Annotated in this window: 16 protein-coding genes and 1 pseudogene; 10 read left to right on the top strand and 7 right to left on the bottom strand. The window is 70.4% G+C overall.

All coding sequences use genetic code 11. The features are described from left to right. Positions 1-111 precede the first annotated feature (111 nt). Complete coding sequence (locus tag PSC72_RS21155) at positions 112-690, bottom strand: DUF7344 domain-containing protein (protein ID WP_274323409.1); 579 nt, start codon at positions 688-690, stop codon at positions 112-114. A gap of 287 nt (positions 691-977) precedes the next feature. Continuing rightward, on the bottom strand, positions 978-1,445 hold the full coding sequence (locus PSC72_RS21150; RefSeq protein WP_274323408.1) for a type IV pilin N-terminal domain-containing protein: 468 nt from the start codon (positions 1,443-1,445) through the stop codon (positions 978-980). 463 nt (positions 1,446-1,908) lie between these two features. On the opposite strand from PSC72_RS21150, the gene mbhE reads away from it, so the two are divergent. From mbhE to PSC72_RS21100, 10 genes and pseudogenes are all read left to right on the top strand, one after another. Continuing rightward, positions 1,909-4,347 carry a hydrogen gas-evolving membrane-bound hydrogenase subunit E gene (gene mbhE / locus PSC72_RS21145; protein ID WP_274323407.1) on the top strand — a complete coding sequence of 813 codons (2,439 nt, stop codon included), beginning with the start codon at positions 1,909-1,911 and terminating at the stop codon, positions 4,345-4,347. After that, complete coding sequence (locus PSC72_RS21140; protein WP_274323406.1) at positions 4,344-4,820, top strand: MnhB domain-containing protein; 477 nt, start codon at positions 4,344-4,346, stop codon at positions 4,818-4,820. Before mbhE ends, PSC72_RS21140 begins: the two co-directional genes overlap by 4 nt. Beyond that, on the top strand, positions 4,817-5,185 hold the full coding sequence (locus tag PSC72_RS21135) for a sodium:proton antiporter (RefSeq protein WP_274323405.1): 369 nt from the start codon (positions 4,817-4,819) through the stop codon (positions 5,183-5,185). Before PSC72_RS21140 ends, PSC72_RS21135 begins: the two co-directional genes overlap by 4 nt. Beyond that, on the top strand, positions 5,182-6,822 hold the full coding sequence (locus PSC72_RS21130) for a complex I subunit 5 family protein (RefSeq protein ID WP_274323404.1): 1,641 nt from the start codon (positions 5,182-5,184) through the stop codon (positions 6,820-6,822). The genes PSC72_RS21135 and PSC72_RS21130 overlap by 4 nt, the downstream gene beginning before the upstream one ends. 42 nt (positions 6,823-6,864) lie before the next feature. Beyond that, positions 6,865-7,515, top strand: coding sequence for a Na+/H+ antiporter subunit E (locus tag PSC72_RS21125; protein WP_274323403.1), 651 nt, complete (start codon positions 6,865-6,867; stop codon positions 7,513-7,515). Then, positions 7,505-7,795: a monovalent cation/H+ antiporter complex subunit F gene (locus PSC72_RS21120; protein WP_274323402.1), complete on the top strand. Its 291-nt coding sequence runs from the start codon at positions 7,505-7,507 to the stop codon at positions 7,793-7,795. The genes PSC72_RS21125 and PSC72_RS21120 overlap by 11 nt, the downstream gene beginning before the upstream one ends. Next, positions 7,792-8,151, top strand: coding sequence for a monovalent cation/H(+) antiporter subunit G (gene mnhG, locus PSC72_RS21115; protein WP_274323401.1), 360 nt, complete (start codon positions 7,792-7,794; stop codon positions 8,149-8,151). The genes PSC72_RS21120 and mnhG overlap by 4 nt, the downstream gene beginning before the upstream one ends. A gap of 90 nt (positions 8,152-8,241) precedes the next feature. Next, entirely contained in the window at positions 8,242-9,009 is a 768-nt protein-coding gene (locus tag PSC72_RS21110; RefSeq protein ID WP_274323400.1) for a class I SAM-dependent methyltransferase, read from the top strand. A 136-nt stretch (positions 9,010-9,145) separates the two neighbouring features. Next, positions 9,146-9,610: pseudogene (locus tag PSC72_RS25645) on the top strand (glycosyltransferase 87 family protein); the annotation flags it as partial. 482 nt (positions 9,611-10,092) lie between these two features. After that, on the top strand, positions 10,093-10,467 hold the full coding sequence (locus PSC72_RS21100; protein WP_274323398.1) for a hypothetical protein: 375 nt from the start codon (positions 10,093-10,095) through the stop codon (positions 10,465-10,467). Positions 10,468-10,483: 16 nt separating this feature from the next. On the opposite strand, the gene coaBC is transcribed toward PSC72_RS21100, so the two are convergent. The 5 genes from coaBC to PSC72_RS21075 all read right to left on the bottom strand — a co-directional run bounded on the left by coaBC (position 10,484) and on the right by PSC72_RS21075 (position 16,731). Beyond that, entirely contained in the window at positions 10,484-11,638 is a 1,155-nt protein-coding gene (coaBC, locus tag PSC72_RS21095; RefSeq protein ID WP_274323397.1) for a bifunctional phosphopantothenoylcysteine decarboxylase/phosphopantothenate--cysteine ligase CoaBC, read from the bottom strand. Between the two features lie 299 nt (positions 11,639-11,937). After that, complete coding sequence (locus tag PSC72_RS21090) at positions 11,938-13,404, bottom strand: DUF7519 family protein (protein ID WP_274323396.1); 1,467 nt, start codon at positions 13,402-13,404, stop codon at positions 11,938-11,940. After that, the gene (locus tag PSC72_RS21085; RefSeq protein WP_274323395.1) at positions 13,401-14,888 is read right to left on the bottom strand and encodes a DUF58 domain-containing protein; all 1,488 of its coding nucleotides are present in this window, start codon (positions 14,886-14,888) and stop codon (positions 13,401-13,403) included. Before PSC72_RS21085 ends, PSC72_RS21090 begins: the two co-directional genes overlap by 4 nt. Continuing rightward, on the bottom strand, positions 14,885-15,565 hold the full coding sequence (locus tag PSC72_RS21080; RefSeq protein WP_274323394.1) for a DUF7269 family protein: 681 nt from the start codon (positions 15,563-15,565) through the stop codon (positions 14,885-14,887). The genes PSC72_RS21085 and PSC72_RS21080 overlap by 4 nt, the downstream gene beginning before the upstream one ends. Continuing rightward, positions 15,562-16,731 carry a DUF4129 domain-containing protein gene (locus PSC72_RS21075; RefSeq protein WP_274323393.1) on the bottom strand — a complete coding sequence of 390 codons (1,170 nt, stop codon included), beginning with the start codon at positions 16,729-16,731 and terminating at the stop codon, positions 15,562-15,564. The genes PSC72_RS21080 and PSC72_RS21075 overlap by 4 nt, the downstream gene beginning before the upstream one ends. Positions 16,732-16,778: the final 47 nt, after the last annotated feature.

Below are 16,778 nucleotides of genomic sequence, written 5' to 3'. Positions count from 1 at the left end.
CGGCCGATTCATTGGCGAATCACCGTTTCCGACCGATATAAAGCCGTTGGCCGCGGCTGTACAGCGGCCAGATATGGAACGGAGAAGACACCTGATACGAACACCGGATCGCTACCGGTCGATCTCATCGGGGGCGTATCCGTCGTCGCCGAGTTGCATGTCCGCTCCGCTGTAGGTGTGATACGCGGCGGCGACCGTGAACGTCACGGCGATGACAGTCGCCCACTCCAGAGGGGTGAGGAGGGTGAGCGGGAACAGGTCGGTCCAGAGTGCCGCGACGACGGCGCAGCTGATAGAGCCGAGCGAGAGGTAAAACTCCCGCCAGGGGAACTCCGACCCCGGGACGATCTCCAGATACACCGTCAGTTCTTCGGTGTAGGGGGTACGCGCCACGAGGTTCTCGTCGGCGTCGTACTCGACGATTCCCGCCTCTTCCATCTTGCAGAGGTGCGTCTGCTGGAGCGTCGTGTAGACGCGCTTTTTCTGGTCGTTGGTCACCTCTTCGACGGGCGTCTGGTACTCCCAGGCGGCGACCTGCGTCGCGAGGTCGCTCAGTTCGACCGGTTCCTCGAATCGTTTGAGGTACTCCAGGACGTACCGGCGTCGCTGGTTCTGCAGGACGTCGAATATCTCTCCCTTCGACAACTCTCCCTCCCCGCGCGTCGGAACTCGTCTCGTCTGGTTGCTCATAGTGTCGGACCCGTTGTCACGGACGCATCCCCGCCGCCCGTACCCGTGGATGATGTGAGTTAGATTGCTCATCCGCTAAGACTGTTTCGGAGTGACGGGACGGTTCGCCGGTAAATCGGTCCCTGAGCCGGTTCTGTTCCCCCAGGGAAAGGAACCGCTCCGAACAGACCGAATATCAGTTTCGAGGCTACCGACTAGACGACGTTGTATCAAAGATAGAAAGCTGAGAACCGCAGGGCGACAGACCGCGCGTCACCCGTCCGAGCGGCGTGAGATATGCCGAGTCGTCAGGCCGTCGGACCGGTCCACTCCTTCAGCGTCGAGGAGCTGTCGCCGGCCGTGCTCTGCCAGACGAGGCGGGCTTCCGCGTCGGAGTCGACGTCGCTGATACTCGCAGTCATACCGGCTTGGACATCAGAAGTTGCTCCGACTCCTGTGGCGTAGGTATCCCAAGTATTACCGAAGTTGGCCGCGGGGCCACCTGCAGTCCCGTCAGAACCGCGGACGTAGAGGTTCTGGGCCTGGATCGTCTCACCGCCGTCGTGAGTGATCTTAAGCGGCGCTTGACCACCCGCTTCGCCGTTCCACTCGAAGCTGAACGATGCCTGCGGAGTTGTGCTACTGACCTGGTCGCCGAGTCCGAGGACGAACGTCGCGATGACCGCCGCCAGGATCACCGTGATCGCGACCATCAGGATGACGCCGATGACCGGCGACACCGCGTCGTCGTCCGCGAAGAGTTGATTGAGTTTCATTGTTGTGTCGTCACGCCCGATGCGCGGGGCCGAACCCCATACCTCGCCGCCGTCCGGACAGTGCGCCCGGACGGACGGCGATCGGTGCGTGTCATCTACGGGTCTCCCAGCGCCGCACATAAGCGTCACTACCGTATTATCAAAATCGGAAATTCAAGCACAGGCTGTAGAGTATCAGTACTGATACTCGCGAGGATCGCGCAGATTGAACCGGTAGGTCGGATCCTGAGACCGCCTTCAGAGCGGTAGGCGGTTGGGCTGATGACACTACTAACTTACGTTTCACCCTTCCAATACTATTCCCGGAGCCCGAAATTCCGACGGCCGTATCTGCTGTCTGTGTACCCGGCATTTATCTCGCGGCAGCGGATTCGTCAGTCGGTCGTCGGAATCTGAGGATGTTCGGGGGCCACGCTCGGAGAAGTTGAGAACCATTAAGTCGCGTCTCGGCAGAGAAACGCGTGTGCAACCGAGCCCGTCTGCGCTCTTGGCGCTGTTGGCACTGCCGTTTCTCGGTGCGGCGCTCGCCCCCCTGGTGTACCGGGTGCTCGGCGAGCGGACGGCCTACTTCGCCGCGGCCGTCGCCGCGGCCTCGCTCGCCCTCGTCGCCAGCCTGTACGGAACCCACGGGACGGTGGTCGTCCCCTGGATCCCGACCTACGGCGTTTCACTCGCCCTCTACGTCGACGGATTAGCCCTGCTCATCGCGACGCTGGCCACCGGGGTCGGCGTCCTCGTGTTCACCTACTCCGGCGGCTACATGCACGGGGAGCCCGGTCAGGCGAAGTACTACGCGACGCTGCTGGCGTTCATGGGGTCGATGCTGGGCGTCGCCTTCGCGTCCGACCTGATCGCGCTGTTCGTCTTCTGGGAGCTCACGAGCGTCTCGTCGTTCCTGCTCATCGGCCACTACCAGGACGCCGACGCCTCCCAGTACGCCGCGCGCAAATCCATGCTCATCACCGTCGCCGGCGGCCTGTTCATGCTCGTCGGCTTCCTCCTGCTCCACGTCGTCGCGACAGGCGTCCCCGGCGTCGACTCGGCGTTCCGACTCGCCGGCCCCGGGTCGATCCTCGACAACGCCGACACGGTGGTCGCTGCACTGCGGGCACAGGGACTGTTCGTACCGGTGCTCCTGCTCGTCGGCGTCGGGGCCGCGACCAAGTCCGCGCAGGTCCCCTTCCACATCTGGCTGCCCAACGCGATGGAGGCGCCCACGCCGGTCTCCGCGTTCCTCCACTCCGCGACGATGGTCAAGGCCGGCGTCTACCTCGTCGGTCGCTTCCGCCCGCTGCTCGTGACCGACGAGTGGACGCTCGTCTTCGGCGTCCTCGGCCTCGCGACGATGACGATCACCGCCATCCTCGCCGTCGCCGCCAGCGACATCAAGGAACTGCTGGCGTACTCGACGGCCTCCCACTTGGGCCTCATCGTCGCCGGCTACGGCATGTCCGGCTACCTCGGCGCCGAGACCGGCGCCTTCCACATCCTCAACCACGCGCTGTTCAAGGCCGCCCTGTTCCTCGTGGCCGGCATCGTCGCCCACGAGGCCGGCACGCGCGCCATCGACGAACTCGGCGGCCTCGCCGAGGACCTCCCGATAACGGCGGGGATCACCGCTGTCGCCGCGCTCGGGATGGCGGGAGTCCCGCCGTTCAACGGGTTCTACTCCAAGGAGTTCCTCTTCCACGCCGTCTACTACACCGCCGAGCACGCCGTCGGCGACGGCGGCTCCGTACTCTGGTGGCTCCTCCCCGTCGTCGCCGTCTTCGGGAGCGTCTTCACGTTCCTCTACTCCATTCGCTTCCTGATGCTGTTCTTCGGCGACAAGCCCGACGCGCTCGGCGAGGTCCACGCGCCGCCGCTGGCGATGACGATACCTGCCTTCGTGCTCGGGACGCTCGCCCTGCTGGTCGGGCTCGGCGGGATCGCGGCCACGTTCGGCTACCACGGCTGGCCGGTCCACGGCCTCGAAGCGTTCGTGACCGGGGTCATGGAGAGCTCGCTCGCTCACGGGGGCGAAGGCGAGCACGCGTTCTCCTACTACCTGCCGACCGAAGTCTCCCCGTGGCTGATCATGAGCGCGGTCACGATCGCCGTCGGGGCAGTCCTCTACCCGTTCTATGATCGGATCCGCGACGGCGTCCGTGCAGTTCGGAGCGTCGACCCACTGCGGCCGAACTGGTACTACGACAACGTCACCGAAGGGCTCGACCGGTCGGCGGCCATCGACGTGATCCAGACGGGGGACCTCCGCACGTACGCGGCCGCGCTCTCGCTCGCGCTCGCGGCGCTGGCCCTCGGCGCGTACGCCGCCGCCAGCGTGGCGCTCCCGGAGGTCGCCTACACGGGCCTCGAACCCGCGCTCGTGGTCGTCCTCGGCGTCGCGGTGATCGGCGCCGGCGCGGTCGCCGCCGCCCCGTCGCACATCTCGGGCGTCCTCACCCTCTCTATCGTCGGGTTCATGGTGGCCATCTTCTACATCCTCGGGAGCGCGCCCGACCTTGCGCTCACGCAACTGGTCATCGAGACGCTCGTGCTCGTCATCTTCCTGCTCGTGCTCGACAAGCTCCCGGCGTTCTACGGGACGGTCGACAAATTCCGGGCGGCGCGCGACGCGGTCGTCGCGGGCGCAGTCGGGCTCACCGTCGCCGTGACGGTCCTGCTCTCGACGGCGGCCGGTCCGGACGACGTGATCGCCCAGTACTTCGTCCAGCACGGCGGCGTGCCGGAGGGACACGACCCGATATTCGTGAACGCCGGCGGAGGCGGCAACATCGTCAACGTCATCCTCGTGGACTTCCGCGCGTTCGACACCCTCGGGGAGATATCGGTGGTGGCGATGGCCGCGCTGTCGGTCATCACGCTCATCGCCATGCGGGAACGAGGTGAGATCCAGTGAGTCTCGACAGGCAACCGACCGTCATCGCACGCACCGTGACGCGACTGGTCGTCCCGCTCATCCTGGTGACGGCCTTTGCCCTGCTGTTCCAGGGGCACAACCTGCCGGGCGGCGGCTTCATCGCCGGCGTCCTGACGGTGACGGCGTTCGCCCTCGTGTACATCATCTTCGGCCTCGACTACCTGGAGGCCGAGCTGTTGGACCGCAACCCGTCGACCCGCTACGAGACCGAGTCCGGCATCGTCCGCGAGTACGGCGCCGTCTTCGCGCTCGGCCTCGCCGTCGCGGCCGGCAGCGGTATCGCCGCGATCGCGCTGGGGTACCCGTTCCTCACGCAGGCGGTCGCCTTCGTCGAACCCCTGCCGATCTACGGGTATCTGGAAGTCGCCTCGGCGCTGGTGTTCGACCTCGGGGTGTACGCCGTGGTCGTCGGGGCGCTCCTGACGATCCTCGCGGAGGTGGGCGCGGAATGACCCAAGTCATCCTCGCCGGGGTGCTCGGCGTGCTGTTCGCGCTCGGCACCTACCTGATCCTGCGCAGGGACGTCGTCAGAGTCGTCTGGGGCGTCTCGATCATCAGTCAGGCGGCGAACGTCTACCTCGTCACGATGGGCGGGCTGACCGGCCAGTCGCCGATCCTCGGCCACGGCGGCGAGCACCCCGTGGCCTGTTCCGTGCCCGACGCGGGCGCCAACTGCGTGACCGACCCGCTCGTGCAGGCGCTCGTCCTGACGGCCATCGTCATCGGCTTCGGGACGACCGCGTTCGCGCTCGTCCTGACCTACCGGCTCTACCAGGAGCACGGCACCCTCGACCTCGGGGAGGTGACCGTCGAATGAGCGCCGACCTCGCCGTCTCGACGACCCACGCCGTCATCGCGCCGATGCTCGTCGCGCTCGTCACGGCGATCGCGACCCTCGCGACCCGCCGCTACGACCGCCTCCAGCGAGGCCTCAGCCTGCTGGGTATCGGCGTCTACGCGGTCATGGTCGCGGTCCTCACCGATCGCGTCCTGACCGGCGGGACGCTGACCTACCAGCTGTCGGCCTGGCCGGCGCCGTTCGGCGTCACGCTCGTGGCCGACGCGCTGGCGGTGTTCATGCTCGCGCTCGCGGCGCTCGTGACGGTCGCGATCCTCGTGTTCTCCGTCGCGTACGTCGACGAGCAGGGCCAGCGCGTCTCCTACCATCCGCTCTTCCACTTCATGCTGCTCGGCGTCTCCGGGTCCTTCCTCACCGGCGACATCTTCAATCTCTTCGTCTGGTTCGAGGTGATGCTCATGCCGAGTTACGTGTTCGTCGCCTTCTACAGCGGCCCGCGCCAGACCGCCGCGGCGCTGCAGTACACCGTGCTGAACCTCGTCGGCAGCGCGCTCATGCTGGTCGCCATCGGCGGCCTCTACGCGACGACGGGGACGCTCAACATGGCCGACATCGCCCGCCGGCTCGCCGACCCCGCGGCGTTCGGGATCGACCCGGCGCCCGTCCTCGGGCTCTCCGCCATCCTGTTCATCGTCTTCGCGCTGAAGGCGGGGATCGTCCCCTTCCAGTTCTGGGTGCCGCCGGCCTACCGCGCGGCCCCCGCGCCCATCTCCGCGTTCCTCGCCGGCGTCACCAAGAAGGTGGGCGTCTACGCCATCGTCCGCCTGTACTTCACCGTGTTCGCCGCCGGGGCCATCGAGGGCGGACTGGGCCTGCCGGGCCTCGCCGGCGAGTCGTTCCTCGCCTTCTTCGGTCCGGTCCTGTTCCTGATGGCGCTGGCGAGCATGCTCGTCGGCGGCCTCGGCGCGGTGAGTCGCGGAACCCTCGACGACGTGTTCGCCTACTCCAGCATCGGACAGGTCGGCTTCATCGTCCTGCCGCTGGCGGTCGTGGCGACGGTCGGCGACCACTCGCTCGGCGCTGCGGCGACCGACCTGCAGGTGCTCGGTATCGTCGCCGCGCTCGTCTACGCGCTCAACCACGCCGTCGCGAAGTCGCTACTGTTCATGGTCAGCGGCGCCGTCTACGAGGCAACCGGGACGATCGAGCTCGACCGGATCGGCGGGCTGACGACGCGGTACCCCGTCCTCGCGGGCTCCTTTTTCGTCGGCTCGCTCGCGCTGGTCGGGATCCCGCCGCTGTCGGGCTTCTTCGGCAAGCTCCTGGTCTTCGACACCGGCGGCCAGGCGCTCGCGGCCGGCGCGCCCGGCGCCGGGCTGGCCCTCGCCGGGGCGCTCGTCGGCGCGATATTCACCATCGCCTACCTCTCGCGGACGTGGACGAAGGGCTTCTGGGGCGAGGTCACGCCCGCCGTCGAACACGGTAACCGGCCGATCGTCCTCGTCGGCGTCGTCGCGGCGCTGGCGCTGGTCGTCGTCGCCATCGGGATCGGGTTCGACCCGATCTACGGGTTCGCGGAGTCGGCCGCAGAGGCCGCGCTCGACACCGAGGGCTACGTCGACGCCGTCGACCCGGAGGTGGTCGCCCATGAGTGATCGAACGCAGGGCTCTTCGGTGCGGCCGCGGGAGGTGGAACCATGAGACGCTGGGTCGCCGTCGGCGCCGGCCTCGCCGTGGTCTGGCTGTTCGTCCGCGGCGTCACGCCGGACGCACTCGTCGGCGAGTTCATCATCGGCCTCGCGATCGGGATGCCGATCGCCTTCGCCTTCCGGCGCTTCTACCTGCCGGAACTGGCGCTCGGCGAGCGCCTGCGGGCGCTCCCGTACGTCGGCGTCTACCTCGGGCACTTCCTCTGGGAACTGCTGACCGCGAACGCCGACGTGGCCTACCGCGTCCTGGCGCCGTCGATGCCCATCGAACCGGACGTGATCGAGTTGCCGCTGCGCGTCGAGACCGACCTCGCGATCACGACCATCGCCAACAGCATCACGCTCACGCCGGGGACGCTGGCGATGGACTACGACGAGGAGCGAAACGCCCTGTACGTCCACGCCATCGACGGCCGCGACCGCGAGGCGGTGGTCGCGCCCATCCGCACCTGGGAGGACTACGCGCTCCACATCTTCGACGAGGAGCGCGGTCCCGACGACCCCGTCCCCGACCCCGGCGCGGTGGCCGCCGATGCAGACGGTTCAGCCGACGACGGCGTCCACGAGACGGAGGCCGCAGCGGGCCCGGCCGCCGGCGAGCGGGCGGCCGACGCGGGAGGTGAGACCGATGGCGAGTGAGCTCCCGGCGTTCCTGGAGACCGCCGTCTTCGCCGGCCTCCTCCTCGCCTCCGCCGTCACGCTCCTCGCCGGCTACCGGGTCATCTGGGGACCGACCGTCCCCGACCGGGTGGTGGGGCTGGACACCATCGGGACGAACGTCGTCGCCATCGCCGCGCTGTTCGCGATCCAGACCGGCGAGGGCCTGTTCGTCACGGTGAGCCTCGTCCTCGCCATCATCGGCTTCATCAGCACCATCGCAGTCGCGCGCTTCGTCACGGAGGGTGACATCATCGAATGATATCGACTGTCCAGGCCGTCGTCGTGACCGCGCTCGTCGCCGTCGGGAGCTTCTTCCTCCTCGTGGGGACCGTCGGGCTCCTGCGGCTCCCGAACGTCTACAACCGGATGCACGCCACGAGCAAGGCCGCCACGCTCGGCACCTCGTCCATCCTGCTCGCCACCGCCGTCTATTACGGCCCCGCGGGGGACGCGCTGACCTCGCTGGTCGGCATCGTCTTCCTCTTCTTCACGGCGCCGACCGGCGCGCACGTCATCTCCCGGGCCGCCCAGAAGATGGGCGTCCCGTTCCTCGACAGCGCAGACTGGCCCGCGACCGTTCCGATGCACGACGAGGACGCGGCCGACGACGACTGATCGGCTCACGCCCGGCGACCCGCGCCCCGCCCGCGACACGCCTTCGCAAACCGCCGCTCGGCTTTTCACGACGGCCTCCGATCGGCCGATATGACTCACTGGACCGAGTCGGTCTACCGCGAGAATCCGGGCGTCTTTCGCCGCCACCTCGAAGACAGACTGGCCGACGCGACCGAGGAGAGCGAGGACCTACTCGCGCTGCTGGCCGACCACGGGGTCGAACCGACGACGGGGCTCGACGTGGCCTGTGGCATCGGCCGCCACGCCGTCGAACTCGCCGACCGCGGCGTCTCGGTCCGTGGGCTCGACATCTCGGAGGCGTACCTCGACCGCGCGCGAGAGCGGGCCGCCGACCGCGGGGTCGCGGAAGCCGCGACGTTCGAGCGCGGCGACATGCGCGACTTGCGAGACCGCGACGGAACGTACGACGTCGTGTACAACCTCTGGACCTCGTTCGGCTACTACGACGACGAGACGAACCGCGCGGTCCTGCGCGGGATGTACGAGCGGACCGCTGACGGCGGCGCCCTCGTCGTCGAACTCGTCAATCGCGAGGGAGTGTTGGCCGACTTCCGGCCCGCCGGGATCCCCGAAGACGACGACGCGCTCGTCGTCGAGTCCTCCGAGTACGACCCCGAGACCGCACGGATGGAGACGACCCGGCGCGTGTTCGCCGAGGCGGGGGGCGGTTACGACTACGAGGGCGAGATGGTCTACGACGTGCGGCTGTACGCGCCGGCTGAGCTGGCCGCGTACTGCCGCGAGGCCGGCTTCGCCGACGTGTCGCTGTACGCCGGCCTCGACGGGTCGACCCTCGAACGCGAGTCGACGCGGCTGGCCGTCGTCGCCGAACCCTGACGGCCGGACGACACACTGACCGGCTCTCGGTCCCGCCTGACGGGTCGGGATCCCGCTGCCCTCCCCGAGTCCGATAGCTCAAAGAGCTCTTTGAGCGGACGGAAGACACTCATATCAAACGACAGTATCGGCGGACATGTCACTGCTGGGGCGACTGTGGGCACGCCGGCGCGAGCGGCCAGTGCTCGTCCTCCTCGCCGCAGTCGTCCTCGTCTCCCTGCTGTCGTACCCGTTCGTCGACTGGTGGCTGCGCGCGAACTTCGAGTTCGCCTCGGACTTCCGATTCGGCGACTTCGGCGCGTACAACGCCGCGATCGAGCGCTGGCACGAGGGCGAATCGCTCTACCGCCGGACCGAGGAGGGCGGGTTCTGGGGCACCTACCTCTACCCGCCGGTGGTCCTCCTGCTCTTCTGGCCGTTCACCGCGCTGCTGGAGTTCCGCCCCGCCGCGATGGCCTGGGTCCTCACGACCGCCCTGTTCCTGTGGGTCGGCCTGCAGGCGCTGGTCGCCGCGCAGGGTTACGATCTCCGCTGGTTCGAGCGCCTCGGTCTCGCCTGGCTCGTCGCCGGCTTCCAGCCGGTGATCCTCACCGCGAAACTGGGCCAGACAGCGCTGTTCATGGGCGGGCTCCTGTCGTTCGCCGGTGCCGCGCTGATCCGGGACGGGCGCCGCTCGGCGGACCGGACCGACGACTCCCTCCCTCCTCTCGTCGCCGTGGGCGCTCGCCAGCGGCGCCGCGACGGGGATCGTCGGCGTGGTCAAGTTCGCGTACGCGCCGGTCGGCGCACATCTGCTGCACGACCGGCGGCGGCTGGCCGGGGCGCTCCTCGCGCTGGTACCCGTCGCGTGGCTGTCGATCCGGTTCTTCGACGTCGCCTCCCACCGGACGTACCTCGAAGTGCTCCGCTGGGGGGGTCGAACAGGGGAGCGACGACGCGCGGTCGCCGACGCTCTGGCTCCCGCCGTACTTCAAACCGCTCGCGTGGCTGCCCGGCGCGCAAGCGGTCCGCGCGCTCGTCTGCCTGGGCGTCGCCGGTCTCTCCGTGCTCGCGCCGCCGCGCGCCCGCCGGAGCGTCTTCGCGATGGGTGTCGCGGCCGTCCCGCTTTTCACCCCCCAGACGTACGCCTACTACTTCGTCGCGCTCCTGCCCGTCGCGGTCGTCCTGCTCGCGGTCGAACTCGAACGCGACGGCTCCCCGGAACTCGTGCTGGTCGGCCTCCTGCTCGTCCACCTGCACTCTTACGGCCTGAAGTTCGTGGTCCACAACCTCCCCGCGGCGGTCCCCGCCTTCGAGGCGCTCCGTCCCGTCTACCTCCTGCTCCAGCCCGGTCTCTGGGGGAACGCCGTGCTGTTCGGACTCGCGGCGCATCAGGTCGTCTACTCGACGGATCTCTCGATGGACCTGCTGGCGGAGTTCGACGGGTCGAGAAGCCAGGCGAGCGAGAGCGACGGGTGATACCGGCGAGCGACGCTCAGAGTTCGGCGGCCAGTTCGTCGGCGATGCGCGCGCCCAGGTCCGACTTCTCCCCCTCGAACTCGCTCACCGCGTCGGCGCGAACGAGCAGCGCGCGCGTCCGGTCGGCGGCCATCACGCTCGCGTCGTTGCCGACGACGAAGGCCATCCCGGCCCGTTCCAGCAGGTCCCGGGCGGCCGCGACGACGTCCTCGTCCTCGCCGTCTGTCTCGGCCTTGAACCCGACGATGGGGAGGTCGGGACGGGCCTCGCGGACGGCGTCGACGAGTTTCGGCGTCGGTTCGAGTTCGAGCGTCAGCGACTCCTGCCCGGAGCGGATCTTCGACGGCCGGCGTTCGACGGTGTAGTCGGAGATGGCCGCCGCCGAGACGAGCGCGTCGGCCCCCTCGGCGGCGTCGAGCGTCGCCTCGCGCATCTCCGCCGCCGACTCGACGGACTCGACGGTCGCGTAGGGGACGTCCTCGCCGTCGTGGACGAGCGTCACGTCGGCGCCGCGGACGTAGCAGGCTCGGGCGACGGCGCGGCCGGTCTTGCCCGAGGCGCGGTTCGAGAGCGTCCGGATCGGGTCGATCGACTCGGTCGTCGCGCCGCTGGTGACGACGACGTGCCGGTCGGCGAGGGTGTCCGGCGTCGCCTCGCGCGCGGTGGCCAGCGCGATGGCGTCCTCGGTCGCGATCTTCGCCTTCCCCTCCTCGACGCGCGGATCGACGAACGAGACGCCCCAGGACTCGACGCGCTCGATCGCGTCCAGCACGCCGGGGTGGTCGTACATCGGTTCGTGCATCGCCGGCGCGACGACGACGGGGACGCCCGCGCCGAGCGCCGTCGTCGCGCAGGTAGTGACCGGCGTGTCGTCCACGGCGGCGGCGATCTTCCCGACGGTGTTGGCCGTCGCGGGCGCGATCAGGAACACGTCGGCCCACCCCTCGCGCCCGCAGAGTTCGACGTGTTCGACGGCGCCGGTGATCTCGGTGACCACGGGTTCGTCAGTGGCGAACTCAAGCGCCCAGGGGTGGACGATCCCCTCCGCGGCGCTCGTCGTGACGGCCCTGACGCTAGCGCCCCGGCGGCGCAGTTCGTGGGCGAGTTCCACCGTCTTCACGGCCGCGATCGACCCGGTGACACCGAGCGCGACGTTGACGCCGTCCAGCATCGCCCGCACCTTGGCCCCGGGACGACTTATAAGAGGCGGCTCGCGCGCGGGCGTCGTCGTCCGACGCGACGCTCCGCGAGCGCCGTTCGCGAGAGAAACGGGGACCGAGAGGGGGGAGATGGGTGCCCGATTCGATAGGGGATGCCTCTGACACCCGTTCGATACTGGTCGGGACCGGACTAATGAGTGTTCCGTTCGTTCACGGGCGGCCTGGAGCCCCGCCGTCGGGCGATCGTCGGAGCCGTCGTGCGGTTTCACGGCCTCCGAGACCGCCTCTGGCCGCCCGACTCCGCGGGCCGTCAGCGACGCACCGCGAACGCGAGGGTCACGAACGAGCAGAGGACGAGCGCGAGGGCGACGATAGCGCGGTCGTCGGGGATCCGGAGCGGGACGGCCAGGTAGCCGACCGCCGTCGCGACGACGACGCCGCCGAGCAGCGCACCGGCCGCGGCCGTCGCGTGGACGACTTCGGTCCGCGTCGGCGGGCTGATCCCGCCCAGGTCGCGCCGGAGCCCGACCGCGTGGACGCCCAGGTCCCACACGAGCAGGGCGACCGCCGCGCCGCCGATCACGGCGACGGCCGGCAGCCCGTCCGCCAGCAGCACGGTGCCGGCGAACAGCGCGCTCGCGCCGACGGCGAACCCGCCTCCCGTCAGGTTCGCGGTGTCGACGAGGACGTTGACGCCGAGGATCAGCGCGGCCGTCGCGAGTAGCGAGACGAACACGCCGCCGGCCAGCGCCTGGAGGGCCGGCCCGAAGGCCGCGCCCGGTGACCCGGTAGACCCCCACACCGCGAGCCAGTCGAAGGCGACGCCGTACGCGGTGAGGAGACCGACGCCGAACGCGCCGGCGACCGCAACGAGTCCGCCGGCGGCGAACGAGAGCGTGTTCCCCGGCGAGGTCCCGGTCCAGAGGACGACCCCGCGCTGGAGCGGCGAGAGCAGCGCGACGGCCGCGAGTACGGCGGCGACACCTGCGAGGGCGACCTGCGTGACGCCCGAGAGCAGTACTGCGTCCGTCGCCCGGGCGACGGCCGGGCGCGCGGTCAGGAAAGGGTCGAGCGCGTTCGGCGCGACCGTCGCGAGGACGAACTGCCCGATCAGCGCCGCGACGTACCACAGCGGGACGTCGGTGAGTCGGAGCCTGAACTGGGCGGCGAGTCCGTCGCCCATCGCGGCCTCGCCGGGCGTCCAGCGGTCGACGACCCGCGCCGCTCGCTCGGCGAGCAGCCCCACGCAGACGACGCCTACCTGAAGCCACCACAGCGCGACCATCGGCGAGTGCGTCGACAGCGCGAACAGTTCGCGGAGGAGGATGGCGACGAGTCCTGTCCCGAACAGGAACGCCGCGAGCGCGAATGCGATACACCCGACCACGGCCACGAACCCCGACTCGGAGACCGTGCGGTACAGCTCTGAGACGACGTCGTTGGCGAAGCCGTCCTGGCTGGCGACCGCGACGACGGCCGCCCCGACGAGGACGACCGAGTACGCGGCCGCCTCCGCCCGGGCCGCCAGCGCGATGCCGGCGATCAGCACGACGCTCCCGAGCGTCAGCGCCACGCTACCCGCGGCCACCCGGCGCTTCCGCTCGCTGGCGACCGCGGCGCTACCCCAGCCCACTGCCGGGGCGCCCGCGACGCCGAGCGCGGCCGGCCACGCCCCGTCCAGCCCGACCGCGACCAGCGCGGCGAACCCGAGCGCGACGACGAGCGCCGTCCGCACGGAGACGACGCCGCTCCGGTCGCGATCGACGGGAGCGGTCACGCGTCCCACCTCGCACCGGCGCGGTCGACCGCCGCTTGCAGCGGCTCGTCCGGCGACCAGTCGACGACCCGGACCCGCTTCGTCCCGGCGACCGTCGCCAGCCGTCCGGACCGCGTGACCCGTTCGACCGTCCCGCCGCGAGTCGAGCCGTCGGTCACGTCCGGGCTGACGACCGTCGTCACGTGGCCGCGGGCGACCAGTTCGTCGATCGTCCGGACCGCGACGTCGTCCAGCAGCGGCGTGGCAAACACGACCTGGGCGCCGGCGGGGACGTCATCGAGCAACTCGTGGTTCCGTCTGACGATGTCGCCCGACCCGCCGGACCGGTCGCTCGCCGCGTCCCCGTCTCCGGACTCGGCTTCGCGGTCGGCCGAGACGTGCAGGTCGTCGACGTCGACGCCGAGTTTCTCCCGCAGGAGCGCGCGGATCCGAAGCGTCTGTTCCGGCCCGCGGCCCGGACCGACCGAGCCGAGCGACCCGATGGCGTTCGACGAGCGGTAGTAACACACCGACGCGCCGACGAGGTTCTGGTCGTCGAGAACGGCGTCGGCCATCCGGACCGTCGCGTAGCAACACAGCTCTCGGGCGGTCGGTTCGCCGACCGCGCGCCGGTGGTCGAAGCGCCCGTCGACGACGAAGACGACCGTCGCCGCGTTCGACTCGCGGTAGGTGACCGTCGTGAGTTCGCCGGTCGACGCGTAGCGGTTCCAGTCGACGCGGCTCGCCGGGTCGCCGGGCGCGTACTCCCGCGTCGCGTAGAACTCGACGCCCTCGCCGCCGCTGTCCGTCTGGACGCGACCCGACCCGATGCCCGTCTGCCCCGCCAGCGCCAGCGACTCGACCGGCGCGTGACAGACCAGGGTCGCCCCGGCGTCGTAGACCGTCCGCCGGACGCCGACGCCGCTCGCACCGCGCGCGACCGCAACCACGTCGCCGAAGGCGTGTTTCCCCCGGGGGATCCGCAGGTCGTAGCTGAACTCCAGGGCCGCACCCGGTTCGACCGTGCCCGCGGCCCGCGTCTCTCCGTCGACCACTTCCAGGTCCGCGGGCGGGTCGTCGGCGACGCGGAGGTCCGCGAGCGGCGCCGAGCCGACGTTCTCCGCTCGCACCGTCACCGTCGCTCGGTCGCCGGGCTTCGGCGCCGCCGGCGCGACGGTCCGCTCGACCACCAGCGGAGCCGTCGGCGGCCCCGCGAGCGAGACGTACCCGGCGTAGACCAGGCCGACGATCCCCGCGAGGAACGCGCCGGTGTTCGAGAGCACGACGCCGGCGCTCCCCGCGGCCAGCGCGAGCACGATCCCGACGACCCACCGGCCCTCGCTGTCGACGCTCGTCGACTCCGACGCGGTCGTCGTCTGGGTCACCATCGGTTCGTCCACGTATCCGCCCGTCGTCGCCGCTCGACTCCCCGCGCTCGTCCCGCTCGGTCCGCGTTCCGTCGCCGGTCGCGTCCCGTCTACCTCTGCCGTCCGGTCCGCGTTCACGGCGACTTCACCTCCGTTTCGACGTCGGCGATAGCGGCCAGTTCGGTCACCGTCGCGTCGACCTGACGCCGGTACGGGTCGCCGCTGGCCCAGTCGATCACGCGGAGTCGCACCGGAAGGTCCGCGTCTCCCAGGAACGCGGCCGCCCGCGGGTCGTCGGTCCAGGTCCCCTCGTCGAGCGCGGCCGACAGATCGTCGAACTCGCGGTCCGTCTCCTCCCGGAGCACGTGGATCGCCACCCGTCGGATCGTCCGCTCGACGTCGAGGCGTCCCCGTAGCCCGACCGAATCCGTCGGGTCGGTGAGCTTGCGCAGCGTCTCGTCGACGCCCCCACCGGTGATCCGACCGGCTGCTTCGTCCGTCGGCGTCGGTTCCGGGAGCGCCGTCGGCGTCTCCTCGTCTCGCTCTCCCCTGGACGCCCACAGCGACCAGAGGCCGAGCGCGACCGCGAAGTGCGCGGAGAGGTAGACGAACAGCCGCGCCGGTCCGGCGAGCGAGCCCACGGCGTCGTCGACGCGCTGACCGCCGACACCGGCGGCGACCGCCACCGCCGCCACTAGCGAGAGGACACCGATCGCTCCCGCGACGATCCGAGCGGTCCGCTGGTTCCGGCCGTACGCGCTCAATAGCCGCCAGAGAACGCCGCCCGTCCGTTTCGCGGCCGATCGGTCGCTCATCGGTCGCCCTCCCGGTCCCGGTCGGCGAGGATGTCGCTCACGGCCTCGACCGCCGAGCGCGTCCGGTCGTCCGACGGCGGTCGGCCTCCGTAGCGCACGTCGCGGAACACGCGCGTCAGCCGACGGACCGCCTCGGTCGGGTCCCCGCGTTCGACCGCCAGTCGCGCGAACTCGCCCGGCGTCCGCGCCTCGGGGTCCTCGACCGGCAGCGGATCGGCGAACGCCTCCCAGGCGTCCTCGACCGTCCGGATCGGCACCTCGTCGTCGGACTCGGGTTCGATCGCCGTCGCGCTGCGGGCGTCGGCGGTCGGCGAATCGCCCGTCGCGACGTTCGACCCGCCGCTCCTCACCCCGGAAAACAAGCCAGAGAGGGAGAACGTCGGCGCGCTCGGGAGCGAGAACAGCCCGCCGATCCCGCTCCCCAGGCCCGAAGTCACCGAGCGCGACCCCGCGCCGATGACGAACGCGAGCCCGCCGGCGGCCTCGCTCACGAGCGTCCCGGCGCCGCCGAGGACACGCGCCGTCCCGGTCGAGACGCCCACGAGCGCGACCATCGTCACCTGCGGGATCCGCGCCGCGATACCGACCGGCGACCCCCCGAACACCCCCCCGATCTTGCCGAGGAGACCGAGCGACAGCGCCGACCCGCCACCGGAGCCCCCGCTCCCCAGGAGCGCCTTGACCACCTGCCCGACCGCCGCGAGCGCGAGCGTCAGCACGAAAAAGAGGGTGAGCCCGCCCACGATGGCGACGAAGTCGAGGCCGCCCTCGTCGTCGGACTCGGGTATCGTCCCCGAGGCCGTCGCTGTGGCTGTCGACGTGGGCGTCTGCGTCGGCGTCGCCGGCGCCGTCGTCACCGTCCCGGGCTCACCGGATGCGGGCGTGGCTGTCGCGCCCGCCGGTCCGGGAGCCGACTTCGAATCCCCCGGACCGGCCGTCGCTCCGCTCCCCGCGGCGACCGCCTCTCCGTCGCCCGAAACGGTCGATTCGCCGGGTCCGGGCTCCGGGCCGTCTCCACTCCCCGGCGCGGAGGCGTCGGGACCGACGAGGTCGGTCTCCGACGCCGGTGCGGACCCCAGGCCGGTCGGCGGAAAGAGCGCGCTCCCCAGCGCGACCGCCACGATCCCCAGCGCCACCAGCACCGTGCGATGCCCTGATCGCGTCACACCTGACACTGGTCGCTGTGCGACAAAACTGTTGCCTTCGAAGACTG

It is taken from the genome of Halosimplex aquaticum (genome assembly GCF_028747785.1).
Classification (GTDB): Archaea; Halobacteriota; Halobacteria; order Halobacteriales; family Haloarculaceae; genus Halosimplex; species Halosimplex aquaticum.
Note: the sequence above shows the minus strand (reverse complement) of the source record. Positions and strands in the feature narration are given on the sequence as shown.